This window comes from Psychrobacillus sp. BM2 (assembly GCF_048572895.1).
In the GTDB taxonomy this organism is placed as follows: Bacteria; Bacillota; Bacilli; order Bacillales_A; family Planococcaceae; genus Psychrobacillus.
Window position 1 is genome coordinate 646,211 of record NZ_CP183878.1, and the last position, 26,458, is coordinate 672,668.

General features: G+C 37.5%; 16 protein-coding genes. 12 read left to right on the forward strand and 4 right to left on the reverse strand.

The annotated features are described in order from the left end of the window. Entirely contained in the window at window positions 1-1,635 is a 1,635-nt protein-coding gene (locus ACN6MX_RS02845) for a thiamine pyrophosphate-binding protein (RefSeq protein WP_419961175.1), read from the reverse strand. Window positions 1,636-1,705: 70 nt separating this feature from the next. Next, window positions 1,706-3,925: an EAL domain-containing protein gene (locus ACN6MX_RS02850; protein ID WP_419961176.1), complete on the reverse strand. Its 2,220-nt coding sequence runs from the start codon at window positions 3,923-3,925 to the stop codon at window positions 1,706-1,708. A gap of 454 nt (window positions 3,926-4,379) precedes the next feature. Here ACN6MX_RS02850 and ACN6MX_RS02855 point away from each other — a divergent pair, with 454 nt between their 5' ends. The 5 genes from ACN6MX_RS02855 to ACN6MX_RS02875 are packed head-to-tail and all read left to right on the forward strand — an operon-like array spanning window position 4,380 to window position 10,412. Then, window positions 4,380-4,925: a helix-turn-helix domain-containing protein gene (locus ACN6MX_RS02855; RefSeq protein ID WP_419961177.1), complete on the forward strand. Its 546-nt coding sequence runs from the start codon at window positions 4,380-4,382 to the stop codon at window positions 4,923-4,925. A 21-nt stretch (window positions 4,926-4,946) separates the two neighbouring features. Then, window positions 4,947-6,989 (forward strand): hydantoinase/oxoprolinase family protein, encoded by a 2,043-nt coding sequence (locus tag ACN6MX_RS02860; protein ID WP_419961178.1) that lies wholly within the window; start codon window positions 4,947-4,949, stop codon window positions 6,987-6,989. A 1-nt stretch (window position 6,990) separates the two neighbouring features. Then, on the forward strand, window positions 6,991-8,721 hold the full coding sequence (locus tag ACN6MX_RS02865) for a hydantoinase B/oxoprolinase family protein (RefSeq protein WP_419961179.1): 1,731 nt from the start codon (window positions 6,991-6,993) through the stop codon (window positions 8,719-8,721). Between the two features lie 19 nt (window positions 8,722-8,740). Beyond that, a complete protein-coding gene (locus tag ACN6MX_RS02870; protein ID WP_419961180.1) occupies window positions 8,741-9,055 on the forward strand; it encodes a cupin domain-containing protein in 315 nt (104 codons plus the stop codon). A gap of 46 nt (window positions 9,056-9,101) precedes the next feature. Then, complete coding sequence (locus ACN6MX_RS02875) at window positions 9,102-10,412, forward strand: purine-cytosine permease family protein (protein ID WP_419961181.1); 1,311 nt, start codon at window positions 9,102-9,104, stop codon at window positions 10,410-10,412. 407 nt (window positions 10,413-10,819) lie between these two features. Here ACN6MX_RS02875 and ACN6MX_RS02880 read toward each other — a convergent pair whose 3' ends face one another. Further along, window positions 10,820-11,221, reverse strand: coding sequence for a hypothetical protein (locus ACN6MX_RS02880; RefSeq protein ID WP_419961182.1), 402 nt, complete (start codon window positions 11,219-11,221; stop codon window positions 10,820-10,822). A gap of 349 nt (window positions 11,222-11,570) precedes the next feature. Here ACN6MX_RS02880 and ACN6MX_RS02885 point away from each other — a divergent pair, with 349 nt between their 5' ends. Then, window positions 11,571-11,852 (forward strand): hypothetical protein, encoded by a 282-nt coding sequence (locus ACN6MX_RS02885; protein ID WP_419961183.1) that lies wholly within the window; start codon window positions 11,571-11,573, stop codon window positions 11,850-11,852. A 274-nt stretch (window positions 11,853-12,126) separates the two neighbouring features. Here ACN6MX_RS02885 and ACN6MX_RS02890 read toward each other — a convergent pair whose 3' ends face one another. Then, window positions 12,127-12,993: a LysR family transcriptional regulator gene (locus ACN6MX_RS02890; protein ID WP_419961184.1), complete on the reverse strand. Its 867-nt coding sequence runs from the start codon at window positions 12,991-12,993 to the stop codon at window positions 12,127-12,129. Between the two features lie 178 nt (window positions 12,994-13,171). On the opposite strand from ACN6MX_RS02890, the gene tcuA reads away from it, so the two are divergent. From tcuA to ACN6MX_RS02920, 6 genes are all read left to right on the forward strand, one after another. Continuing rightward, window positions 13,172-14,680 carry an FAD-dependent tricarballylate dehydrogenase TcuA gene (gene tcuA / locus ACN6MX_RS02895; RefSeq protein WP_419961185.1) on the forward strand — a complete coding sequence of 503 codons (1,509 nt, stop codon included), beginning with the start codon at window positions 13,172-13,174 and terminating at the stop codon, window positions 14,678-14,680. 125 nt (window positions 14,681-14,805) lie between these two features. Beyond that, entirely contained in the window at window positions 14,806-15,828 is a 1,023-nt protein-coding gene (locus tag ACN6MX_RS02900; protein WP_419962540.1) for a tripartite tricarboxylate transporter substrate binding protein, read from the forward strand. Window positions 15,829-16,382: 554 nt separating this feature from the next. Further along, entirely contained in the window at window positions 16,383-19,385 is a 3,003-nt protein-coding gene (locus ACN6MX_RS02905; RefSeq protein WP_419961186.1) for an ATP-binding protein, read from the forward strand. Next, window positions 19,386-20,474, forward strand: a complete 1,089-nt coding sequence (locus tag ACN6MX_RS02910) for a response regulator (protein WP_419961187.1) — start codon at window positions 19,386-19,388, stop codon at window positions 20,472-20,474. A 145-nt stretch (window positions 20,475-20,619) separates the two neighbouring features. After that, a complete protein-coding gene (locus ACN6MX_RS02915) occupies window positions 20,620-24,504 on the forward strand; it encodes a DUF4073 domain-containing protein (RefSeq protein ID WP_419962541.1) in 3,885 nt (1,294 codons plus the stop codon). Between the two features lie 232 nt (window positions 24,505-24,736). Further along, on the forward strand, window positions 24,737-26,449 hold the full coding sequence (locus ACN6MX_RS02920) for a peptide ABC transporter substrate-binding protein (protein ID WP_419961188.1): 1,713 nt from the start codon (window positions 24,737-24,739) through the stop codon (window positions 26,447-26,449). Window positions 26,450-26,458 lie beyond the last annotated feature (9 nt).

Below are 26,458 nucleotides of genomic sequence, written 5' to 3' on the forward strand. Positions count from 1 at the left end.
TTATTGCCTCCCCATAGTTGGTGGTATTTCGTTTTCATCGACTAATACTTCAATGACAATCGGTTTGTTTGTTTCTTGGATCTTAAGTAATGTTTCTTTGATTCTATCAGTCAAATCGAAAGAGTTATGACAGGTGTATGCTTCCAGTCCCATCGATTCGGCAAACAGGCGTACATTGAGTGGGGTCTTATATACACCGCCGATAGATGTACCAATCATTTTTTGCATTCCTTTTTCCACCATATCTAATCGTCCATTATTTAAAACGATGAACAGGACAGCGGAGTTATAATTGTACGCAGTTGAAAGCTCCGTACCATGCATGAACATACATCCATCTCCGACTAAGCACACAATCGTTTCTTTAGGGGCAGCTAATTTTGCACCGATGGAAAAGCCAATTCCGTTGCCCATTGCACCGAATATATCATCAAAGAAGAAAGTCCCAGGCTTGTATATGTCAAAGTGTTTGATACCGTAAAAAGAGTGGCTTCCATCATCTCCAAAAATAATCGCGTCATCTGGTAGCGCATAACGCATCGCATGTATTGCTTGGATTGCAGACACTCGTTCTCCGGGATTGTTCTCCTCCAGTTGGATCAACTTTATGGGTGTTAAAAAAGATTCGCTATCCGTTTTCGATATGTCCTTTAAAATTAATGTTAGATTCGCTTTTATATCGCCAAGTACTGGAGTAGTTGGAACTTGAATCGATTTACCGATAAAGGTTGGGTCATAATCGAAGTGAATGACTTGCTCCGGATACATTGCTTTTGAAAAACCAGCAAGAGACATATCACTAAGACTTGAACCGATGACGAGGAGTAGATCAACTTTCTCCTGTAAGTACTCGGTCGCTTCTACTGTACCCCCCAAACCGAATGCTCCCAATGAAAGCATGTGATTGGAGGGAAATACACCTTTTCCACCTGGAGTGGTGATGACTGGGATGTTCCAATGCTCTGCAAGATGCTGCACTTCTTCGTAGGCTTTACTCGAATGCACACCTTTACCTAGGAATAGGAGGGGACGTTTGGCCATATTCAGTTTTTCGATCACTTCACTCGTTTTAGGGGAAATCATTTTATAGTTCACTGGTAAATCGAGTTGGAATGGTTCGATTTCTTCTAACAAAATATCAAAAGGAATACACAGATGGACAGGACCTTTAACACCGGATAACGCTTTTTCCAGGGCATGCTGTAAGAACGGCTGTAGCATATCGCCTCGTTCTACCCGTGCACTAAACTTAGTGACGGATTTGAACATATCTACAAGATCAGTGCCAAATAGACTTGAGTCTTGTCCCATGGCTTTTCCAGTATCTTTCATTGAAGGATGCCCTGTGATGATGAGCAGAGGAAGATTAGAAGCTTTAGCTTGGCCAGCTGCCGTAAGCAGGTTAGTGCCGCCAGGGCCGGACGTACCAACTGCGACCCCGATTTTTTGATTCATTAAGGCATAACCGGAAGCTTCAAATCCTGCAGCGGCTTCCTGTTTACTTAATACAAACTCCATTTCATGGTGTAATATCTCGAATAATATAGGGGATACTGCCTTTCCTGGAATGCCAAAAATATGATGAATTCCCCAATGTTTAAAATTCGCTACTAATACGGATGAAGTGGTTTTCATACTGCCTTTCTCTCCCTTCTATTATGTCCCTGTGTAAGGAACGATTCAGAATAGTGTCTTACACAGGGACCTATTTAATATAAATTTTCTCAATTTCATCTGCTGGAAGTGGTTTGCTAAAGAAATAACCCTGTGTGATATCACACTGATGACTTTTTAGAAAGTCAAGCTGTTCCTTTGTTTCAACCCCCTCAGCAATCACTTCCTTATGTAGGTTGTGTGCTAATGAGATAATTGCTTTTACAATGACGGAATCCTTCTCATTATTCATTAATCCTTCCACGAAGGATTTGTCGATCTTAATATAGTCAATCGGAAAGTTTTTTAGATAATTGAGCGAGCTATAGCCTGTCCCAAAATCATCAATACTGATACCGAATCCGAGAGCTTTTAACTGTTTTAAAACGTCAATGGCGTATTCGTATTCCATTGCCATATATTCGGTAATTTCCACGACTACATATGCTGGGTCGATAGCATTACGTTCTAGCATTTCTTCCATAAATATTAGGAGATCTTTTGTAAGAAATTGCTGCGTGGATAAATTAACGGACATTTTTACCGGAGTCATTCCAGCATTCTGCCATCTTTTGTTCTGTGAACAGGCTTCATCTATAACCCATTCTCCAATTTTGGTGATCAATCCATTTTCTTCTGCCAGTTTTATAAATTTTCCCGGAGGTATTAGTCCTAACGTCGGATGTTGCCAGCGGATTAACGCTTCAAATCCAACCAGTTGACCGGTTTTGTTATTAACTTGGGGCTGATAATGGAGAACAAACTGATTGTTCTCAAGTGCACTTCTTAAATCGACCTCGAGCATGTATTCGTCCATCATTACATCTAATAATTCAGAGGTATGCATGACATAGCGATTTTTCCCTTGTGATTTTGCCTGATACATCGCATTATCTGCGTAAACCATAAGTTGTTCCATTGTAATTGGATAGTCAGGATAAATGGCAGCCCCAATACTCGCGGTTGTATGCAACTCTTTCTCCCCAACGTGAAAGGGTTGTTGAAACAGCTGGAGTATTTCTTTCGCTTTTTTTGTGACATAATCCACATCAACAAAATCTTTTAATAGGAAAATAAACTCATCGCCCCCCAATCGTGCAAGTATATCCTGCTCTCCAAGGCAACCACGTAACCGTTTACTTACTTCTATTAAAAATTTATCACCATAAGAATGACTAAAGTTATCATTAATAATTTTAAAACGATCGAGATCTATGAATAGGAGAGCCAAATTCCGATGATGACCAGCATGATTTTCCCGGATAATGGTTTCTAGCTCTTTTTTTATATGCCGTCTGTTGGACAAATTTGTTAAATCATCATGATAGGCTAAGTAATTATATTTCTCCTGCAATAAGTAACGATCAGAGATGTCTCTGAACTGACCAAAGGCCCCGATCATTTTATCTTCCTCATAAATTGGCTGGGCGTCGAAAAGGCAGACTATAAGATTGCCCGTGTCGTCCCTAAATTTTATTTCCTCATTTTTAAAAATCTTTCCATGTTCTAATACTTCTTTAAAATAGGCCCCTGTTAAATGTGATTCCTGAATATTTCTCCCCATAACCGAATCTCTGCTATTATTTGAAATTTTTTCAGCAAAACTATTAAACTCGGTAGTGATTCCGTTCTCATCCGTAATAACAATTCCATTTCTTGTTCTACTTAACATAATCTGATTCATAATATTAAGCTTCTTATTTTGTTTTCGTAATAATAATTCTCTTTCGATAGAATCGACTACTTGGGCTAACATCGTTAAGAAAAGGGGATTCTGAAACTGGATAGGCATCATGAGAGACACACTACCGAGCAAGTTGTTTTCATCTGTATAGTGAAATGCCGTCCCATAACAAGCTATCTCATGAAGAAAAGTGTGGTAATGATGTTCGCCAATAAGACTGATGGGATGTCTTTGCTGCAGTGATAAACTAATAACATTCGTGCCTGTATCCTCTTGGACAAATAGGCTACCAGGCATAATCCCAAATTGTTCTATAGTAGACTTAATCGTTTCATCCCCTTCAATTTCCAAAAGGTAACCAGCTGCATCCGACACAACTACAAGTATCGGTGTGCCTTTTAAGGAATCTAGTAACTTATTCGAGAAAAAACGCACTACTGAAAGGATTTCACTATAAGATTTTCGCTTCTGTTCAAACTCAACCTCGCTTAAAAAATTCTTCGGTCTCGATATCTCATTCGGATCCATCCCGGCCACTTCGCACATTCTCTTAGATTCTGTAATATAGTATGGTTCCGTCGTGTTCATATTTTCCTCCTAAAGCCTTTTACGTTATCTATACCCTAAAATGTCCCTGTGTAAGAAACAATTCTACAAATTTTCGACAATTAGCTGCAATTCGCTCTTTAATAATGTTTAGCATACTGTTTTAGAAAAGAGAAAACATCTGGTAATACTTGGGCGATTATGTAAATACGTCCCTGTGTAGAAGTTCTGTCCCTGTGTAAGATGCAATTCTATAGTATTCCAATTAATAATAAAAGCACTTTTTTCTCTAAAAATGTTGGACAACCGATTTTTTAGCATTTCGGAATTCAATGAGAAACCATTACCTTCCTTTATACTCCAATAAATCATCAGTAATTCTATAAACCTCGAAAATTATTAACTGAAAATTATAAATAGTCATTCCATTCGCTTAACTTTTATGTTATATTCATAATCATTACACATATACTGTAATTTCATAAGGGGTGTTTGAATGGATGATATTCATCTTAAGATCAAGGAGTTAAGACAAGAGAAAAATTTAACACTAAAGGATTTAAGTGAACAGACAGGTCTTTCTTTAAGCTTTTTATCCCAAATTGAACGAGGTGCTTCCTCTTTATCGATTACCTCTTTAAAGAAAATATCGGATGCATTGAATATTCATATGAACTATTTTTTTCTTGAAAGTAATGATCATCAACGGTTTGTTGTTCGGAAGGAGGATCAGCATAGTTTTACGACAAATTTAGGAAGTCAGATTTATACAAGAATGTCTGGAACATTTGCAGGCCGAAAGCTGGAGCCATTGACTGTGACATTGCCACCTAATATGAAGGAAGATCATCCTTATAGCCACAATGGAGAAGAGTTTTATTTTGTGTTAGCTGGTGAAGTTGTTTTTTATATTAATAATGAGAAGTTTCATTTGTATGAAGGGGATACTATTCATTTCCCTTCTAGTTTTAATCACCAATGGGAGAACCCACTTGAGACAGAATCGGTCGTGTTAAGTGTCTTAACCCCAATTATATTTTAACTAAATAGGAGTGTGATCAATGTGAGAGTTGCTACTGATATAGGCGGCACGTTTACAGATTTAGTATATGTAGATGATAATGGAAATTTTGGAATTGCAAAAAGTAATACGACACCTCCCCATTTTGAAGAGGGCGTATTGGATGTTATTAAGAAAAGCGGAGTAGATAAGTATCCGCTAACAATGTTCATACATGGTACTACCGTAATCATTAATTCTTTAACAGAAAGAAAAGGTGCTAAAACGGCACTAATTACAACGAAAGGCTTCCGGGATGTACTCGAAATTGCTCGAGGTAATCGACCAGATTTATTCAATGTTAAATATGATAAGCCTAAACCATTTGTGGAACGTTATTTACGCAAGGAAGTAAGTGAACGATTGAACTACAAAGGGGAAGTTTTAGAACAATTAAACATGGATGAAGTGAAAGAGGCAGTTGAATATTTTAAAGCAGAAGGAGTAGAAGCGATTGCGGTTTCGTATCTTCATTCGTATGTGAATCCTTCCCATGAAAAACAAACTGTTCAATTAATTAAAGAGATTTGGCCAGAAGTGAAAGTAACTGCATCTAGTGATATTACACAAGAATGGAGGGAATACGAAAGAACGAATACCGCTGTATTGAATGCATATGTACAACCAGCTGCGACAACATATATTGATAATTTGGAGCGAAAATTATTCGAACAAGTTAAAATTGAGCAGCGTTATATTATGCAGTCCAACGGAGGAACGACCAAGTTTGAAAAAGCGAAGGAATCTCCTATTAATATGGTAGAGTCCGGACCTGTGGCAGGAATCCTTGGTGCAGCCGTATTAGGAGAAATAATTGGCGAAAAGAATATCATTGCCTTCGACATTGGAGGGACAACGGCAAAATGTTCGCTTATCGAAAATGGGGAAGTAAAAGTTTCGACTGACTATTATATCGAAAAAGATAGCCGAAATGCAGGATACCCAATAAAAACGCCAGTTGTAGATATCGTGGAAATTGGAAATGGCGGAGGTTCTATTGCATGGATTGATGAGGCAGGTTCCTTGAAGGTTGGTCCACAGTCAGCGGGTGCAAGTCCTGGTCCTGTTGCATATGGTCAAGGGGGAACGGAACCAACGACTACTGATGCAAATCTCGTAACAGGTAGACTTTCCTCTTCCAATTTCGATTATGACGTTAATTTAGAAAAAGTGAAGTCAGCTATTTCTTTAAAAATTGGAGATCATTTTCAGATGTCAGCAGAGGAAGCGGCACTCGGTATTATTCGTATTGCAAACTCAAATATGTTAAATGCTTTAAAACTAATCTCTATTCGAAAAGGACATAATCCGCAAGATTTCACCTTGCTCGCATTTGGTGGTGGAGGATCTATGCATGCACCAGCACTTGCTTTGGAACTAGGGGTGAAGAAAGTAGTTATCCCTGTTGCATCACCAGTATTTTCTGCTTGGGGAATGTTGATGACAGATCTTCGACATGATTATATCCAAACGTATATCAAACGTATGAATGAATTGACAATAGAAGAGATTAATCAGCAATGGGCAGAAATTGAAAAAAATGCATTCCATCACTTTGATGAAGAGGGGATGGAAGCGAGTAATGTAGAATTCCAACGCTTTGCTGATATGCGCTATTTAGGGCAAGAGCATACAGTGAAGGTACCTGTTTCTAATGGGAATTGGTCAGAGTTGGAAAAACTACAAGCAATTGAGGCTTTCCACCAATTGCATGAGAAGAATTTTACGTTCAATCTACCAGAATCCCAAACAGAAATAGTTAATATTCATGTAACTGCCTTCGGTAAAGTTCCTAAGCCAAAGCTAAAAAAATTAGAGCGTGTAGGAACATTAGAAGAAGCGAAAAAAGAAAATAGAAATGTGTATTACGAAGAGGATGGTTGGGTGGATACCCCAATTTACGATCGTGATAAATTACCACCTGGTGAAGTTGTACAAGGTCCAGCAATCGTGGAAGAAAAAGCTGCTGTAACGGTTATATATAAGCAGCAAAAACTCTATCTAGATGATTACGGCAACATTATCATTGAGAAGGAGGAAAACTAAGATGACAACAACTAAACTAGATCCATTCACACTTGAGATTGTAAAAGACTCTCTATTATCCGCAGGAGATGAGATGTTCGTTGCATTAGCACGTACTTCTATGAGTCCAATTATTTATGAAGTACTGGATTATGCAAGTGGCTTAACAGATGCACATGGGAATCTATTAACACAGGGAAATGGTGTAACGGGGTTCATTGGTATGCTGACGTTTATGGTAAAAGAAACATTAAGGAAATACCCTGGGGAGAAATTAAAAGAGGGAGATATCATTATTATTAATGATCCTTATCAGGGAGGGGGCTCCCATCTATCAGATGTAGGTCTTGTAATGCCAATTTTCTATCAAGGTGAGCTTGTAGCTTTTTCTGCAAACAAAGCTCACTGGACTGAAGTAGGTGGAAAAGACCCTGGTTCCTTTACAAATGATTCAGTAGATATCTTTCAGGAGGGGCTTCAATTTTCCTGCATTAAGCTTTATGACGAAGGGAAATTAAATGAAGGAATAGTAGAAATTATCCGCTCTAATGTTCGATTCCCTGACTTATCATTAGGAGATATGTTTGCTCAAGTAGCTGCTCTTCGAACAGGAGATAAACGAGTAAGAGAATTATGTGAAAAGCATTCTATAGAAACTATCCTAGCCGCTATAGAATATCACTTAGATCATGGGGAAGCTATTTCTCGTCAAGAGTTGAAGAAACTTCCAAAAGGTGATTTCTATGCGGAGGACTTTATTGATACAGACGGGATTGGGAATGGACCTTTCCCTATTAAAGTAAAGGTTACTATAACGGATGATGAGTTTATATGTGATTTTAGAGGAAGCTCACCGCAGGTTCCTGGTCCGATGAACTGTTCTTATACGGGACTTGTATCTGCTGTCCGTGCAATCTTCCTAGCCATTACAAACCCTGAGCAAGACGTAAATGATGGGGTATTTCGACCATTAAAAATCATGGTGGATCCAAAATCTATCATGTCAGCAGAACGACCAGTTCCTGTTTCAAATTATTTTGAAACACTACTTGGTAGCTTAGATTTAGTTTGGAAAGCAATGGCTCCTCATATTCCTACTCGCTTGAATGCGGGGCAATTTTTATCGATATGTGCTGTAACATTATCAGGAAACCATCAAGATACCGAAGAACCATTTCTAATTGTAGAACCATCTGTAGGAGGTTGGGGAGGTTCAATCGATAAAGACGGTGCTTCTGGACAATTCTGTTTTTCTGATGGGGAAACGTACAATGTACCTGTAGAAGTTGCGGAGACTAGGTATGGAGTATTGCTCGACGAATATAGCCTTCGACAAGATGGTAATGGAGCAGGTGCAGGAAAATTTGTTGGGGGGAAAGGTGTTATTCGCTCCTACCGCGCACTTTCCGATGGACAAGCGGTAACAGTGACATTTGGTCGTAATAAGTTTTTGCCTTGGGGAATTGATAAAGGACATCAAGGTTCTCCAAATGAATTTTACGTGAAAAAATCTACAGGCGAAGTAGACGGTCCTTTCGGAGTTTATCCACGTTACAAGTTGAATACAAATGATGTCGTTCAACTGATGACTGGAACTGGCGGTGGTTACGGAGATCCACTAGAGCGCTCTGCTGCTCAAGTTGCGTCAGACGTAAAAAATGGTTACTTTACAGCAGAAGAGGCTCGCCAGTATTTCTTAGTAGAGGTAAATGAAGAGACATTCGAATATCAAGAATTACCTGGAAGAAGCTAAATTAAAGGAGATTATTGAAATGAAAAAACAAACAGTACAAGTAACAAACGAAATTGTGCAAAACTTATTCCATGATCAATATCCAAATACAGAAGTGAAGTTTGGATTTGTAACTGTCCCAGTAGGAGAAAGATTGCCTAAAGAAGGAACGAATGCACATGAGGAGCAAGAATACTCTTATATGCTAAAAGGAACTCTGCGAGGTGTATCTGGTGGAGAGCCTTATGAAATAAGTGCGGGAGAAGCGTCACTGATCCCAGCGGGTGAACAGCATTGGTGTATAAATGATGGAGACGAGCCAGTGGAATTAGTATTTGCGTTAGTAAAGGGTTAATAAATAATGGGGGGATAATAGCCCCCATAAAAAAGGGGTGTTATAAATGGAGAATTATAAATCGGAAGAAAAAACATCATTTTTAGGAAACGATCCTGCCTTAACAGCTATTCCGGAAAAAGATCGTCAGCATTGGATTACACCAGCGATGATATTCGGTGGACTGGAGTTTACGATTCCGGTATTGATGGTAGGAGCAGCATTAACTGCTAGCTTTGGCTTAAGCAAAATACTTTTTATTCTAATCATTGCACTATTCGGATTTCAATGGGTTGGTAACACTTTACAAGGATATATTGGTGCAAAAACAGGTAGATCCTCTTCCGTTATTGCAAAAACAAGTTTCGGATCCCTTCAAGCAAAGGTGATCGTTGGATTAACGATATTTGTTGTATCCCTTGGTTGGTGGGCGCTACAAACTGCAGTTGCTGGTAATGCGATGTCTGCCATGTTTGGTATCGATTATGAAACGAATTGGATTGGATGGGCAATTGTAACAACTATTGCCGGACTATTATTCGCAGCACCTTCTATCATAGGTTATGGTTCGATGAAATGGACTGACTATCTTGCTGTACCATCCGGACTTATTTTGATCATCGGTGGGATTTACCTTGCTTTGAAAAACACAGGGTGGGAAACAATAACTTCTTGGAATCCTGAACCTACAATGACTATTTTTGCTGCTATCAGTTTAGTTATTGGTGTAAATGTTTCACAATGGGTAATCGCATCTGACTATACACGTTACGCAAAACCAACTTGGAGAGACAACTGGATTATCCCAAGTGGTATCGTCCTAATTGGATTTCCGTTATTTATAGTAGGAGCTATTATGTCTGTTGGAATTGGAGATCCGGATATTGTTAATGTCATGATGAATCTTGGCTTTCCGGTATGGGGCTTTCTTATTCTTTGGTTAGCAACTTGGACGTCTCAGCTAGTAAACAATTATAGTATGGGTCTTGCGCTAGCTAACGTATTAAATGTAAATTCTGGTAAAGGGCGTGCTATTCTTACATTAATTGGGACAATAATCGCAATCATCATCGCATTAATGGGTATTTTACAATATTTCGAGGACTTCTTATACTTAACGGCACTATTGTACCCAGCAATTGCAGGTGTTATGATGGGTGACTTTTTCTTCATTCGCAGACAGGAATGGAAAGACATCCCGGGTTGGAACTGGATGGCTACTATCGCAGTAATCGCGGGGATTATTGTAGGTTATATCACACAATATATTAGCCCAATGGGATTACCTGCTGTTCAATCTCTATTAGTTTCCATCGCAGTATATATTATTGCAATGAAAATTAAAAAGAAAGTAGCACCAGACCGTTTTACTGTTTGAGAAATAAATTCGTCCCTGTGTAAGAAACGATTCTGACAATAGACTAGAATTCAATATTTAATATTGTTTAGTATACTGTTTTAGAATAGAGAAAGCAGCCAGAAATATATGGCTGCTTTTTTTGTATTAGTGTGTTGTCTCTGTGTAAGACACAATTGTTACGGGTGTGGGGTAATGTTCAAAAATTCTATTTTTAGCTATTGGAAGTCTATTTGAAGTAGATGGAGCAGACTACCATAATCAAATAGATAACTATTTAAGTGAACCTTCTTGCTATAGATGTAGTTGAACCCGTTTTAGAATAGAATACACTATGATTGAATCGGCCGTATTAAAAGAGCTGAATTTTTAGTGATGCCAAACTCTTAACAATATTTCCTATAGGAAAATACTTCTTTATTTACTAATTAATTTACTGTAAAATCTCCTTTTCCTAACAGCTTGTTTTCGGAATTGAACACTTTAATTGTATAATTACCAGCCTCTTCAAAAGGAGTAATAGTATATTGCACCCAAGCCCATGTAGGATCGATTTCTTCATCGTAGCTGTAATAAATGTTTTCCACATCTCCATCATGCTTGATGACTAAAATTTTTATTGGTGACCCTATTTCTTTGTTGCCGTCCAATTCGAAAGAAACTTGTTCTTCTAACGTAAATGTATCAGTAACCTCTTCAATCCTATTTTCACCTAGGTGTCCAATTGTCAATGTGTAAGATTCTTGAAATTGCCTAATTCCACATCCCGAAATCATAACCAAAAACATGATTAATAAGGACCCTTTTATAGCTATCTTATTTACTCTCAAAATCATTTCCCTTCTTTTTAAAAGTTCCGTTATAAAGGCGTTGTAACAAGATATGCCAGGATATTTGCATCTGTAACCGTTTAGGCTATAAATAAAAAATGTCCCTGTGTGAGACACAACTCAAAAACAATTCGGAATAGTGTCTGAATTGCATCTTACACAGGGACTAAATCCTTTTTGAAGAAATAGGATTTAACAAGGTGACTGTTATTAAAAGGATATTGTATAAAGCAGTATTTCCACATACAATCAACATATCAAATAACTTAAATCTAAGGAAAAACAGCATGAAAAAAACTATATAAAAATCATCACTATTATTGGGATATTACTAATAAGTGCATTTGCCTTGAATTCCATTCTAGTGCAAGACAAAACGATTACACCAAAAGCAGAGAATGGAGTTTTAGATTTACGCAATTATGAGTTCAACGGAGACAATTCAGTAGAAATGAATGGAGAGGTGTCACCTATGTTAGAAAAAATTCATTATAATTCAAAGCCCGTTCATCGAGTAACCGCTGAATGGGCTTTTTGCTCGGAACGGCCGTGCAGTGAAGGAGCTTTGGCTTTGAGATGGATTGTGCTCACTTCTTCGATGGGGAGAGCGGTCAGCGGATCAAGATGGTAGAGGAGGTTCTGGAAAAAGTCCTGGTGTAAGAACAATTCTGACAATTGACGACAATTAGCATATTTTACTAGGCAAGCACCAAATAACGCCCACTTGACGAAACAGTGGGCGTTTTAAAAATGCGTTTTTGTGTTAGAAACAATGCAAAGCTAGTGTTCACAATATTTCTCATTTATAGCCACTTGGAAATAATATGCAGAAAAAACTATTTGATTTACTAATAGGTAGATTTCACTATGTGGATTCATTTTAAGTATTGATCTTTCTTAGTCTTTTATTCACCCTGCTTTGAATCATTCAGAAAATCAATAAATGCTTTTACTTGAGCTAACTCAAGTGTAACATCCCGATAATATATCCACGTATTTCTTAGTAAATATCTATTCTCATTTAATAGAATAGGTGCAATATACAATTCCTCATCATTATTAATACAAATCTCCGGCAGAATAGCGTATCCTAGACCATTTAGTACAAGTTCCTTGCATGTATCTAACCGATCTACTTCCATCGAAATCATTGGTGGAGCCGAATACGTTTCCTGCCACCAGTTTTCAATTGTATTTTTTAGCGATTGGTCCGTCTGATAATTCACTCTTGGCAAGAAAGGAAGATCCTCAAAGTCTACCTTTTTACTAGAAGCAATACAAATCTTTTCTTCATGTAATAATATCTTATTTTCCTTCCAGTTATAATCGCCTCTTACAATTCCGATATGCGATTCTTCTTTTTGGAGCAATTGATGAATATCGGAACTCCATCCTGTTTTTAAATTCACCTCGACATCCGGGTATACTGCTAAAAATTCTTTTAATAAGGATGGAAGTTCATATCGAGCAAATAGGCCGGAAACACCTAATCGCAATGTACCTTTTACGGTATTATCCATATTTAAAACATGCTCTTTCGTCTTTCGTAACTGATAAAGCATTTCATGTGCATATTGGACAAGAAATTCTCCTTTTACCGTGAATTCGACTCCTTTTTTTCCTCTAGAGACGATTTTAGTATCAAATTCTTTTTCCAACTGTTGTAATCGATATGTTAGCGCTGGCTGCGAAATATAAAGCCGTTGTGCTGACTTCGTTATATTCTTCTCCTCATGAAGCGTAGTTAATATATGCCAATCTTTTTCATCCAATAATAGCCCCTCCTTTTCAATGAAAGAATATTCAATCAATAAATATCATCATATCACTTGATTACTTATTCATAAATTTTTTTTATGGATTGAAATAAATAAACGATATTATATTTATCTTTCATTTTACTTTACTATAACGTTAAAGAGTTACCATAACTGAACAGGAGGAGTCAGCATGTCAAATACACAAAGTTACGATGTAGTTGTAGTTGGAGCAGGGAATGCAGCATTATGTTCGGCAATAGCAGCAAAAGAAGGTGGAGCCAGAGTTCTTGTATTAGAACGAGGACCAGTGGAAAAACGCGGAGGGAACTCATTTTTTACAGATGGAGCGATTCGTGTTGCTTACAATAATTTAGATGCTATACGAAAGGTCATACCAGAATTGACAGACGAAGAAGCAGAATTGATTGTGATGCCTGAATACGCTGAAAAAGATTACTATGATGATTTGATGCGAGTTACAGGTGGAAAAAGCGATTCTGGATTGGCTAATCAGCTTGTTTCTAAATCTTATGAAACGATTGCATGGATGCGAGATCAAGGGATAAAATTTGAGCTAAATTATGAAAACCAATCCTTTATACAAGATGGTAAACGCCATTTCTGGGGTGGTCTACCTATAAAAACGGAAGATAAAGGCGTTGGGTTAATGAAGCAGCTTTTTGCGAGAGTGAAAGAGCTAGGCATCGATATTTGGTATGAATCACGCGCAGTGAAATTAATTAAAGAAAACGATCAAATTACAGGTATTGTTGTGGAAAAAGACGAGGAATCAATTACGGTAAATACCACTAGTGTCATACTAGCTTGCGGAAGTTTTGAGGCAAATAAGAAATTGAGAAGTGAACATATCGGTGAAGAATGGGAAGCTGCAATTGTCCGGGGTACTGAATTTAACACTGGTGACGGTATTTTCATGGCACTAGAAGTAGGAGCTCAAAAATTTGGAGAATGGTCCGGCTGCCATTCGATTGGGACAGATTCTAACGCACCGATCGTGGGGGATTTTACAAAACCAGGTGATATTTTCAAAAAGCATTCGTATCCATACAGTATTATGCTCAATAATGAAGGAAAACGTTTTGTAGATGAAGGAGCAGATTTGCGGAATTATACGTATGCCAAATATGGGCGCGAAGTATTAAAGCAGCCTGGACATGTAGCATACCAAATTTATGATACACAAGTACGCCCGCTGTTGCGGAAAGAATATGATTTGCAAGAAGCTACTTTCTATCAAGCTGATACGCTTGAGGAACTTGCGAATTTATTGCCAGTAGATAAAGCGCAATTCTTGGAAACAATCGAGGAGTATAACCAAGCTGTCCAAGAAGGCGATTACAAACCAGCTGAGAAAGATGGTAAAGGAACGAAAGGAATCACTCCACCTAAATCGAACTGGGCACTCCGAATTGAGCAAGGTCCATTCTACTCGTTCCCTGTCACATGTGGAATTACATTCTCGTTCGGAGCATTACATGTAGATACATCGGGAAAAGTGTTAAATAAAGAAGAACAACCGATTAAAGGACTGTTTGCAGCAGGTGAAATGATTGGTGGAATCTTTTACGAAAACTATCCAGGCGGATCTGGATTGATGTCAGGTGCTGTTTACGGTAAATTAGCTGGTACATCCGCTGCACAGTATATTTTGGGTAAAAATGCGGAGCTAGTGAACTAATTTTATACGAATAGAATACTCCCTGATTTTTGTGTCGGGGAGTATTCATTTAAATAATAATGTAGGCGTTTACAAAAAATGCTATTTAAGAGATTCATACTATCTGAAGGGGTGAAGTAGTAATGATGAGAACGGCAAAATGGAAAGGTATTCTACTAGGAACTGTTATGGCGATAGGGTTAGCTGGCTGTAGTGGATCAGGGAGTAATACGGCGAGCGGAGCTAATAAAAATATGTATCCTGAAAAAGCAATTGTTGTCGTAGCACCTTCTGGACCAGGCGGAGGCTGGGATCGAACAGCACGGACATTTACGAAAGTAATGACAGAAACCAAGCTTGTGGATGAGAGCATGATGGTTGAAAATAAGCCCGGCGGTGGTGGTACTGTCTTTATTGCTAGTTATGCCACACAAGACGCTAAAAATGACTATAAATTATTCACGGGCTCACCTCCCGTTTTGATCAATCATTTAAAAAAAGAAGGGAATAGTCCATATGGATATAATGATACGGTACCTCTTGCTCAATTAACGAAAGATTATGGCTCTATTGTCGTGAAATCAGATTCTAAGTATAATGATCTCCAGTTTTTACTAGATGATTTGAAAAAGGATCCCACTTCTGTGACATTTGCAGGAGGATCGGGTCCTGGCTCGATGTACCATTTAGTTTCCATTTTGCCCGCGTATAAGTCTGGAATAGATCATAAATCAATCAAATATGTATCGTATGATGGAACCGGAGAAGCAATGACTGATTTGCTAGGTGGTAATGCTGACGTACTTGCAACAGATGCCTCATCCGTAACCCAGTATGTAAAAGCTGGCGAAGTAAAAGTACTTGCGGTCGCTTCACCAGAGCGAATGGGAGGGGAACTTAAAGACGTTCCAACTATGAAAGAACTAGGAATCGATGCTGAGTTTATGATTTGGCGAGGAATTTTTGGGCCGAAAGAGATGAGTGAAGATGCGCTTAGTTATTGGAACGATAAAATTCAAGAAATGGTAGAAACTGAAGAATGGAAAACAGCTATGACAAGTTCTGGCTGGGAAAGTGACTATAAAAACTCAGAAGATTTTAAACTATTTTTAGATCAGCAAAATGATCAGATTGCTGAATTGCTTAATGCGCTAGATATGGCTAAATGATAAATACAGATTAAACTAGGGTATCCGGTTCTGGAACAAATTGAACTGGATACCCTATTTTTTGTAGGGCACTGAAAACTCATATATTTGTGAAATGGACGTTTTTTACTGGGTTACTGTTTTGTAATTAGAGGTATAGGCAGCAAAAATAATAAGTGCAAACTCTTACTTAGGTTCTAGTAACGAGGAATCTTTTGCCCAATCAGAATTCAATGAGAACCTGGTACCACTCATTATTTCAACGTTTTTGTGGTTTCAAGTTGTTCGAGTCAAGTTTTTAAAAACTGGATCCACGTTCTTTTTGCTTGAGATATGTAGCCATCTTTTTTCAAAGCAATGCCGATTTCCCAATGGACTGTTTGATCGATAATAAAAAATGTCCCTGTGTAACACACAATTCAATTCTAAAACAACTGGGAAAAGTGTCTGAGTTGCATCTTACACAGGGACTAAATCCTATACCTACCGCAAAAATCCATCAAAAAAATATTGTATAAAGCAATATTTCCGCATACAATCAACATAACAAATAACTTAATCTAAGGAAAAACAGCATGAAAAAAAACTATATAAAAAACATCACCATTATTGGGATATTACTAATAAGTGCATTTGCCTTGAATTCCATTCTAGTGCAAGACAAAACGATTTCACCAAAAGCTGAGAATGGAGTTTTAGATTTACGCAATTATGAGTTCAACGGAGACAATTCAGTAGAAATGAATGGAGAGTGGGAGTTTGTTCCTAATAAGCTGCTAGATTCCCCTGCATTTGATAGGCAACAATCTTATGTTGTAAAAGTTCCATCATTATGGACAAACTATGACTTAGATGGTGAACAAATAACGAAATATACTAGTGGTACGTATCGGCTAAGGATTTTATTAAATGATTCGCCCGAAGTGTTAGGGATAAAAACAACAAATATTCGTATGTCGAATGCCATTTATATGGATGAAAAACTATTAGGTAAAAGTGGAATTCCGGCAGAGGACTCTGCATACACACCTCATAATATCCCGTATGTCTCTTATTTTTCTCCTGGCGCAGATGAGATAGAAATAATTGTACAGGTTGCCAATTTCGATTATGCGTCTGGTGGAGGGATTTTAGGTTCTATCTATCTAGGCGATCAAGATAGTATTGGAAAACTTCGGGAAAGTTCACTTGCTTATGATTGGATAACAATAGCAGCTTTTTCTACGATGTTTATCTATTTTTTAGGTTCTTATTTGCATGCTAGGATTGGGAGGGAGCAACTTTTCTTTTCCCTATTTTGTTTTGCCAATGTGTTATATGCCATTTCCCACGGAGAAAAGGTTTTTTTGCAGCTGTTTCCTTCAACACCCTATGCATTATTTGAAAGAATCCAGTCATTATCAAGTATTTGGATAGGTTTGTTTATGTTATGCTTTTTTGTCACATCTTTAAAGCCATTTGCAAACAATAAAATAGTGAAATTTTTGTATATGCTAAGTATCTTACTCACTGGATCTGCCCTGCTACCAGTAAAGATTAACTCTAGCCTGCAAATTTACTATTCTCTTTATATATTTATCATTTTAGTTTTTATCATTTATTTACAAATTATTGCGATATCAAAAAGGGCAGTAGGTGCCTCTTATTTAATCTTTAGCACCTTCACCATTTTTATTTATTTCACTGTAGGAACGTTAAATGTTTCGGCAAACTTTGCGCTCAATTCATTACCACCTTTATTTCCTTTTATTTGTTTAACGATGCTCTCACTTTATATTTCCCATCGTTTCATGGATTCTTTCTTGAAAAAAGAAGAGTTGTCTAAAGCTCTCATACGTGTGGATAAGTTGAAAGACGGGTTTCTTGCGAAGACATCTCATGAATTTCGAACCCCTTTGCATGGAATTATAGCTATTTCCCAGTCCATGCTGGAGGATAGTAAATCTTCATTGACGGTTGATGAAGAAGAGAAAATGGATTTAATCATAGGGACTGCTCAGCGCTTGTCTAACCTAGTAAATGATATTTTAGATTTTTCGAAACTGAAAGAAGGGGACTTACGTGTCCGCATTACCTCAGTGGACTTATTTGCTATTACACATGTCGTAGTGGAAACTTTTACGTACATGATAGACAAAGATGTGAAGGTCGTTAATCATATCCAGCGTGGGCAATTTGTATTGGCAGACGAGGAGCGACTCCGTCAAATTTTATATAATTTAATAGATAATGCGGTTAAATACACTATTCGAGGGAAAGTAGAGATTAAATGCTTCGAACAGGAAGAAAACGTAGTGATAGAAGTTAGTGATACTGGTATCGGAATCGCTCCAGAGAATTTGCAATTTGTATTCGAGCCTTTTCGGCAATACAGTGATTCCACTGGAGGAACTGGTCTCGGCTTAAGTGTTACGAAAGAGCTCGTTCACATTCAAGGCGGGACAATTTCTGTAGATTCAGCTCTTAATAAGGGAACTACATTTTCCGTGACAATGCCAAAAGCAACTCAAGTTAATAAGGCAAACCAACATGCTTTTTCGCTTCCTATCCCTACTGTTATAGAAAATAAGGGTCGAAAAAAAGTGATTATTGCAGATGATGACCATGTTAATTTGAAAGTACTCATAGATACGCTGATGATGGAAGAGTATTTCATCGTCGCCGTTGATAGTGGAAAAGCGGTTTTGGAGCAGATAAAAAAGCATCCCGATGTCGATCTTGTCCTATTAGACATTATGATGCCGGAAGTTTCTGGATATGAAGTATGCCAACAATTGAGAAAGTCCTATTTACTCTCAGAACTTCCTATATTAATGCTCACAGCGGCAGTTCGACCAGAAGATATGATTGCAGCGTTCCAGTCTGGCGCAAATGATTTTCTACACAAACCCTTAGATACATCCGAGTTAAAGACTAGAATAAGAAATTTACTTTTAATGAAGGAATCGTCCGAAAATGCAGTGAAGATGGAAGTAGCTTTTTTACAAGCGCAAATAAAGCCTCATTTTATTTTTAACGTATTAAACTCCATACTTTCCCTCAGCTATATAGATTTGGATAAGTCACGTGTCATGATTACAGACTTCGCAAACTTTATGAGAGGAAGCTTTTCTTTTGAAAATACGCATAGTCTAGTACCGTTGAAGAAAGAACTTTCGCTGATTCAATCCTATGTTAATATTCAACGTACTAGGTTTCCAGAGCAATTAGAATGGAAAGTAGAGATGGAAGATCCACTCCATTGCTTTATTCCCCCTTTACTACTGCAGCCTATCGTTGAAAATGCAATTGTTCATGGATTGAAAATGAAGGAAGGCCAAGGCATGGTAAATCTCACCGTTAAGAGCGAAAATAACATGATCATTTTCCGAATAACGGATAATGGAACAGGAATGTCTGAGCAGCAGCTACAACAAATTTGGAATATAGATAATGGTCATGGCGTTGGACTTCTAAATATAGAAAAACGATTAAAATATTATGAAAATACATCTATTGAAATAACTAGTGAGGAAAATAAAGGAACAATAGTCGAATTAAGATTTCCACTAATCCAAAGTGAAAAGGAGGGACATTAAATGTTAAATGCCGTATTGGTCGATGATGAAATTTTAGCAATCGAATTATTAGAGGCAATGCTAAAAGAAATTGGAGGAGTCGAAATTATAGGGAAGTTTTCCAACCCATTAGAAGGATTGGAAAGTTTGGAAGTACTACAACCCGATATCCTATTTCTTGATATAGAGATGAAAGAAATGAACGGTATAAAATTAGCTGAAGATATAGAATCATTGGCTTCTCAAACGGAAATCGTATTCGTTACAGCTTATGATGAGTATGCGCTAGAAGCATTTAATGTCCATGCCGTGGATTATATTTTAAAGCCGATTGAAAAAAGTCGTTTAGAAAAAACAGTGCAAAGAATTTATCAGCGTAGAAAACAACCTGATTTTCCTTTTAAACGGGAATCTTCTCTAAGAGCAAACTTTCTTGGTGGCTTTCGACTAATTGACCAGCACAATGAACCTATCAAGTGGAGAACGAAAAAGGTAAAAGAGTTCTGTGCCTATCTTATCCATCAAAATAAACCTGTACACAGGGAACAGATTATGGAAGAACTCTGGCCAGACCGTACCTTAGATAAGGCTTCGGTAGCGTTGCATACAAGTGTCTATCATTTACGAAAAGAACTAAAAAATCATGGATACCATGATTCCATCAAGTATGTAGATGAGCGCTATTCCTTATCGATTGAGTTAAGTAGCGATGTGCAGAATCTTAAAAAATTTATAGGTCAAACACAAGTCAAAATAGAAGATGTTAAAAAGCTGATAGATTTATATAAGAATCATTACTTAGCCGAAGAATATTATGACTGGGCGTTGGAAGAGCGAGGACAATTGCAGAAAAGGGTTGCACAGTTTTTAGAGAAATTCGTTGTGACTTCTTTTATGGAAACAGACATTGTATTAAAAGAAGCTATTGAAAAGCTCATAGAAATGGACCCTTGGGAAGAAAGATACACATTATACCTTGTTCAATTTTACATCCAACAAGAGAACAATCCAGCAGCTATTGAATCCTATAACAGGTATAAAACTACCCTCTGGAAACAATTAGGGATAAAGCCACAGGAAAAACTAGAAAACTTGATTAAAAATATATAATAATGACTAAATCCATCTGATTTTTATCTATTAGATGGATTTTTTGTCGAATTTTGTCAGAGATGTTCAGAAAATGTCTAGACTAAAGGTCTATAATATCTCAAGGGTACTAATAGAAAATAACTAGGAGGACTGACAATTGAACATGAAAAAATTGTTTATTTGCACACTTATCACTATGATGCTACTTTCATTTCTACCATACAATGTTGACTTAGTAAGTGCTAAAAGTGAAGAGGGTACTGCAAATGAATTGTATGAAGAAAAAACTATTGAAAATATTGCTGTAGGAAAATTAGTTACTACTAGTAGTAACTGGAATGACACTCAAAATGGAGAAAAGGCCGTAGATGGAATTACGGGTTATAACTCCTCATGGGTATCTAAAACGGGTAATAATGAATGGCTGTTATTAGACTTAGGGAAAGAATACACAATTAGTAAATGGATTTTGCATTTTCATAGTGCCTATAGTAATGATTCTGTAAAATTGAAAATAAGTAACGACGGAGAAACGTGGCAGGATGTAGACTCTGTTTCGGGTTCAGAATCTATAGTTGTTGATTCACGTAATAAAAAATATGATCGATCTGTAGAGATACCATTTACTACAAGGTATGTAAAAGTTTTGATAGGGGCAAGTATCCCACTTGCTAATATTACAGAAATTGAACTTTATTCTGAAGTAGATCAGTCTGAATCTGATGAAGTAATAGTACCTGGATTTAAAGGAATAAGTAATTCTAATCATTCTTCAACTTTTATAAATGATGGAGTATCGGTTTTAATTGATCCTGAGTTAACAATTTCAGGGATTATAGATGAACTAGGTGGTGCTTCAGTTGTTATCAATAATTTTAATATTGGAGATCAGCTTAATTTTACTAATACTGATAAGATATCAGGTGTTTACAATCAAGAAAATGGTGTTCTGATTTTAAATGGACAGGCTACTGAGGAAGAGTATCAAGAAGCATTAAGTTCTGTTTCATATTCAACTACATCCAGTAATATTACAGATAGAACATTTACGTTTAATCTCGGAAGCTCCCTTTCTTACAATAATCATTATTATGAATTTATAGAAGCTAGTGGGATTTCATGGACTAATGCAAGGATAGCTGCAGAAGCAAAAACTTTTTTTGGTCGTAAAGGCTATTTAGCAACAGTTACATCACAAGGAGAAAATGAATTTATTAAAGAAAAAACTAGTGGTAATGGTTGGATAGGTGCATCCGATTATTATACAGAACTTAATAGAGTCGTGGGAAACTATTATACTGATCAAGCCCAGGCTGAAGGACAGTGGTATTGGGTAACAGGCCCAGAGGCTGGTACTCAATTTTGGCAAGGGGGAAGTAATGGTTCTTCAGTAGATGGTGGTTATGAAAATTGGTATGTTAATCCTAATGGTGTACGCGGTGAACCTAATAACAGTGGTGGAGAACATTACGCACATATTCTAGGTACAAACGGTGCGTTTTGGAACAACAATGACACAGCCGGATATGGGAAATGGAACGACTTTCCAGATAGTCTACCTGAACATGTCGAGGGATATGTTCTAGAGTATGGAGGTATGGAAGGGGATAACGAAGCTATTACCATTAGCACTTCCAAAGTAAGTAAGTTTAAAGTGAGTGAGTTAACACCTTTAGAAAAGGTTAATGCCGCAAAAAAAACAGGTAATCTTGAGGATATGATTGCAGCACTAAAAGATCCTGGGCTTGGTTTAACTCTTCCAGAAGGATTTGAAGATTGGGAGCAATTTGCAACAAATATAAGAAATTTAAATGAAGAACAAGTTAATATAGAACAAATCCAGTTTATATTGAATTTTGATAGTTTACTAATGGGTGCTTTCGACGAAGCGGAACTAGAAATTATTAAGAATAAAATCACCAATTTTTTTGAAATGCTTTCCGATTCTGGTTATGTTTTTCCGAATAATAGTGAATACGATAAACTTAGTGAAATAGCTCAATCATTCCTAAGTATGTCCGATATCGACCAAGAGATTATTGCCTATAGTACAAAACTTCATTATTTAAAAGAACAAAAACCAGGAAACCAAATATTTGTAGAATTAATGTCTTCAATTCCAAATTATAAATCTATTAATAGGGTGAATTCAAATAATGAAATAGTAGATGTTTTAACGGCGCTACGTTTACTACAAATGGAATCTGAACAGTTCAATATAGATCTACCAGAGTACCTAATGGATGATTTTAAGTTGAACTTGGATAAATTATCTAATTTATCCTTTGCAGACGTTAGGTATCAAGATCTAGCCCAATGGATGTTAGACAAGCGTCCAGCTAGTGGTTATGAAGATTTTGGAGAAATCCAAGCAACATTTGATCTTTTCTTTAAACCAGTTGCACCAAATGTAACAGTAAATGATAATACAAACAGACTGATTGATGCAGACGATACAATGGAATATTCCACGGATGGCGGCACAAGTTGGACAACTTATAATCCAGTTCAAGCCCCAATCTTCACAGGAAATGTAACAGTGCAAATTCGTGTGAAAGCAGCTGGAGATACGTCAGTGGGGTTAGTAACAACAGTGATTTTCACGAAGAACCCTGCATCAGTGACTAACCCGTCACCAACAGCAACACCAATACCAACTAGCCCGACAACTGAACAAATCGTGGTTGATGTTGATGGAGAAAATGGGACGAACTTAACGAAAACACCAGTTATCCGTACGACTGAGCCGAATGGCACCGTAAAGGACAAAGTAGCAATGACAGAGACACTCGCTAAAGAAATAGTAGTGAAAGCGAAACAACAAGGTGTCGATACAGCACGAATTGTCATTCCAGATACAAACGACAAAGTAGCTGAAGTCAATGTGGACATTCCGAAGTCCGCATTAAAACAGCTAAATGCTGGCAACCTGAAGCTAGAAATTGTCACAGATAATGCTGTGATATCTATACCAACAAAATCGATTTCTGGATTTGCAGAAGATTTATACTTCCGCATCGTACCGATGAAAACGGAACAACAAAGAAAACTAGTAGAAGAACGTGCGAAGAAGGAAGAAATGATTCAAAATGTCGCACAAAATCAAACCGTGCAAGTATTAGGTCGCCCAATGGAAATTGAAACAAATATGCAAAGCAGGGAAGTTTCGATTGTTCTTCCATTAAAGGATAGTCTGCCATCGGATGAGAAGAAGCGTCAGGAAATACTTGATAACCTTGGTGTCTTCATCGAGCATAGCGATGGAACAAAAGAGTTAATGCAAGGTAAACTTGTCAAGATGAAAGATGGCTCTGAAGGTATTGAATTTATGATTACGAAATTCAGTACATTCACATTAATCTATATGGATGGATGGAAGGAATACCAGGATGACCAGAAGCAAATCCATAAACCTTATATTAACGGGGTAGGAGAAGGAATCTTCCGTCCAGATGCGGATGTCACGCGTGCCCAAATGGCCAAGATGTTAGCTCGTAATTTGTTAGATATAGATTCTAGCAATCAACTATCCTACAAGGATGTCAGCAAAACCCACTGGGCATATAATGACATACTGAAAGCAAAAAATGCAGGTATTATGGTAGGAACAAGTACAGATAAATTCAAACCAGAAGGAACAATCACCCGCGCTCAAATGGCAACGATCGCCTATCGTTGGATCGAAGCAGAATGCAAAAATGATTCATCTAGTTTTGAGAACTGTGGAAAAATTTCAAACTATAGCAAATCAAACTACAAAGATGTTCCAGCTAACCATTGGGCAGTACAAGCAATCAGTTTCATGAAAGTAACTGAAATAATGGTCGGTTATAACGATGGAAATTTCAATCCCGAAGAAAAGCTGACGAGAGCTCAAGCTGTAAAGGTGCTCAATCGTATTTTCAAACGCGGACCATTAACAGAATCTACTACTTCGACATTTAAGGATGTCCCAACTACCCATTGGGCATTTGAAGAAATTGAAGAAGCAGCAAGAGAGCATTCATATAATGTCAACGTGGATGGGAAAGAAGTGTTAAAGAAATAATAGCAAGAGGATTGTCTTGATTCTTTCAAGCAATCCTTTTTTTTATACATTCCTTGAAAATCGCTGTGTAAGGAACAACTCTGAATTGTCCTGAAGTTGTGTACTACATACCTTTTGGTGAAAACGGATTCACTTTTTTATCAATTCAGATATTTAGTGTAGATAAATGAGTAGGTTGAGATATAATAGAAAGTGAATAATTATTCTAGCAAAATATAAAGGTGGATGTTTAATGAAGAAAAATAAGTTAATATGGCTTTTGGGCATGGTTTTAATAATCGGGATCTTTTTAGTTGCATGCGGAGAGCAAGATAAAGCTGATACGTCTGAGGATACAAAAGACACAGGAAATGTAGAAGACATAGAAGAGGCAGCAAGTGAAGAACTTGATGAAGAACAAATACTAAATTTAGTAGAGCGTGCAGAGATTCCATCAATGGACTCGGTTCTTGCGGATGATGCTGTTTCTTTCAACGTACTAAACAATGTTGCCGAAGGATTATATCGCTTGAACCAAGAAAATATAGCAGTTCCAGCAATGGCTGAAAGTGAGCCAGAAGTTAGTGAAGATGGTTTAACTTATACATTCAAACTACGTGATGCAAAGTGGTCAGATGGTTCAGCTGTTACTGCTAATGACTTCGTGTTTGCATGGCAGCGTGCAGTTGACCCTGCAACTGGATCGACTTACGGACCTTATATGATGTCTGGAACTATCAAAAATGCAACAGAAATCTCTGCTGGTTCGATGGATAAAATGGAACTAGGAGTAGAAGCGAAGGATGACAAAACGTTGGTTGTTACACTAGAACGTCCAGTCCCTTATTTTGAATCTCTTATGGCATTTGGAACATTCTATCCACAAAGCGAAGCGTATGTAACTGCACAGGGATCGAATTTCGCTGCAAACTCAGAAAGTCTATTGTCCAACGGGCCGTTCATCCTGACAAACTGGGATGGAACTGGTCTAACTTGGTCAATGGAAAAAAACCCAGAGTATTGGGATGCAGAAACGGTAATGCTTGATACGATTAACGTAGACGTTATTAAAGAACCTGGTACATCCGTTAACTTATATAATAATGGCGAAAAAGATCGAGTTGGGCTATCTGGAGAATATGCAATGCAGTATGCAGATGACGAAGAAGTGGAACAAGTTTTAAAACCGACTGTATACTATTTAAAATTCAATCAAGAACGAAATGGGAAAAAGACACCGATTTCAAATGTTAAGCTAAGAAAAGCACTTGCAATGTCATTCAACAAACAAGACTTGGTTGATGTAATTCTTGCGAACGGTTCCATCCCAGCAGATTTCCTTGTGCCAACAGAGTTTGCATACGATGAGAACAAAAAGGATTTTCGTGAAGTAAATGGCGATATGCTTCCGTTTAATGCAGAAGAAGCTGCTAAATTATGGGAAGAGGGCATGAAAGAGGAAGGCTTGACTGAGGTGAAGCTAGAATATATCAGTGGAGATACTGAGCTTGCAAAAAATATGGATGCTTATTTGAAGGCACAGATGGAGACAAACCTTAAAGGACTTACACTAACAATTAAAAACGTTCCTTTTAATGTTAAATTGGATTTAGATGCTGCTCAGGATTATGATATCCAAAGTACTGGCTGGGCGCCAGATTTCCAAGATCCTGTTACTTTCGTGGACCTATTTCAATCAGAGTCATCTCAAAATAATATGTCTTATTCTAATGAAAAATTCGATAATCTTTTAGATCAAGCAAAAGGTGAACTCTCTTTGGATCCAGCTGCACGTTGGAAAGCCTTAGCGGAAGCAGAGAAAATTATTGTTGAAGAAGATGCAGGGATTGCTAATATGTACCAAACGGGATCTATGTCACTACAAAAGCCTTACGTGCATGGCATTGTCGCACACCCATTCACGGGAGACTATAGCTACAAGTGGGCTTATATTTCAGGTAAATAGAGACGCTGT

What these genes read in the sequence shown, in the direction of transcription:
- ACN6MX_RS02845 (WP_419961175.1), bottom strand. Translation starts at nt 1,635, where the DNA reads ATGAAAACCACTTCATCCGTATTAGTAGCGAATTTTAAACATTGGGGA.
- ACN6MX_RS02850 (WP_419961176.1), bottom strand. Translation starts at nt 3,925, where the DNA reads ATGAACACGACGGAACCATACTATATTACAGAATCTAAGAGAATGTGC.
- ACN6MX_RS02855 (WP_419961177.1), top strand. Translation starts at nt 4,380, where the DNA reads ATGGATGATATTCATCTTAAGATCAAGGAGTTAAGACAAGAGAAAAAT.
- ACN6MX_RS02865 (WP_419961179.1), top strand. Translation starts at nt 6,991, where the DNA reads ATGACAACAACTAAACTAGATCCATTCACACTTGAGATTGTAAAAGAC.
- ACN6MX_RS02870 (WP_419961180.1), top strand. Translation starts at nt 8,741, where the DNA reads ATGAAAAAACAAACAGTACAAGTAACAAACGAAATTGTGCAAAACTTA.
- ACN6MX_RS02875 (WP_419961181.1), top strand. Translation starts at nt 9,102, where the DNA reads ATGGAGAATTATAAATCGGAAGAAAAAACATCATTTTTAGGAAACGAT.
- tcuA (WP_419961185.1), top strand. Translation starts at nt 13,172, where the DNA reads ATGTCAAATACACAAAGTTACGATGTAGTTGTAGTTGGAGCAGGGAAT.
- ACN6MX_RS02900 (WP_419962540.1), top strand. Translation starts at nt 14,806, where the DNA reads ATGAGAACGGCAAAATGGAAAGGTATTCTACTAGGAACTGTTATGGCG.
- ACN6MX_RS02905 (WP_419961186.1), top strand. Translation starts at nt 16,383, where the DNA reads ATGAAAAAAAACTATATAAAAAACATCACCATTATTGGGATATTACTA.
- ACN6MX_RS02910 (WP_419961187.1), top strand. Translation starts at nt 19,386, where the DNA reads ATGTTAAATGCCGTATTGGTCGATGATGAAATTTTAGCAATCGAATTA.
- ACN6MX_RS02915 (WP_419962541.1), top strand. Translation starts at nt 20,620, where the DNA reads ATGAAAAAATTGTTTATTTGCACACTTATCACTATGATGCTACTTTCA.
- ACN6MX_RS02920 (WP_419961188.1), top strand. Translation starts at nt 24,737, where the DNA reads ATGAAGAAAAATAAGTTAATATGGCTTTTGGGCATGGTTTTAATAATC.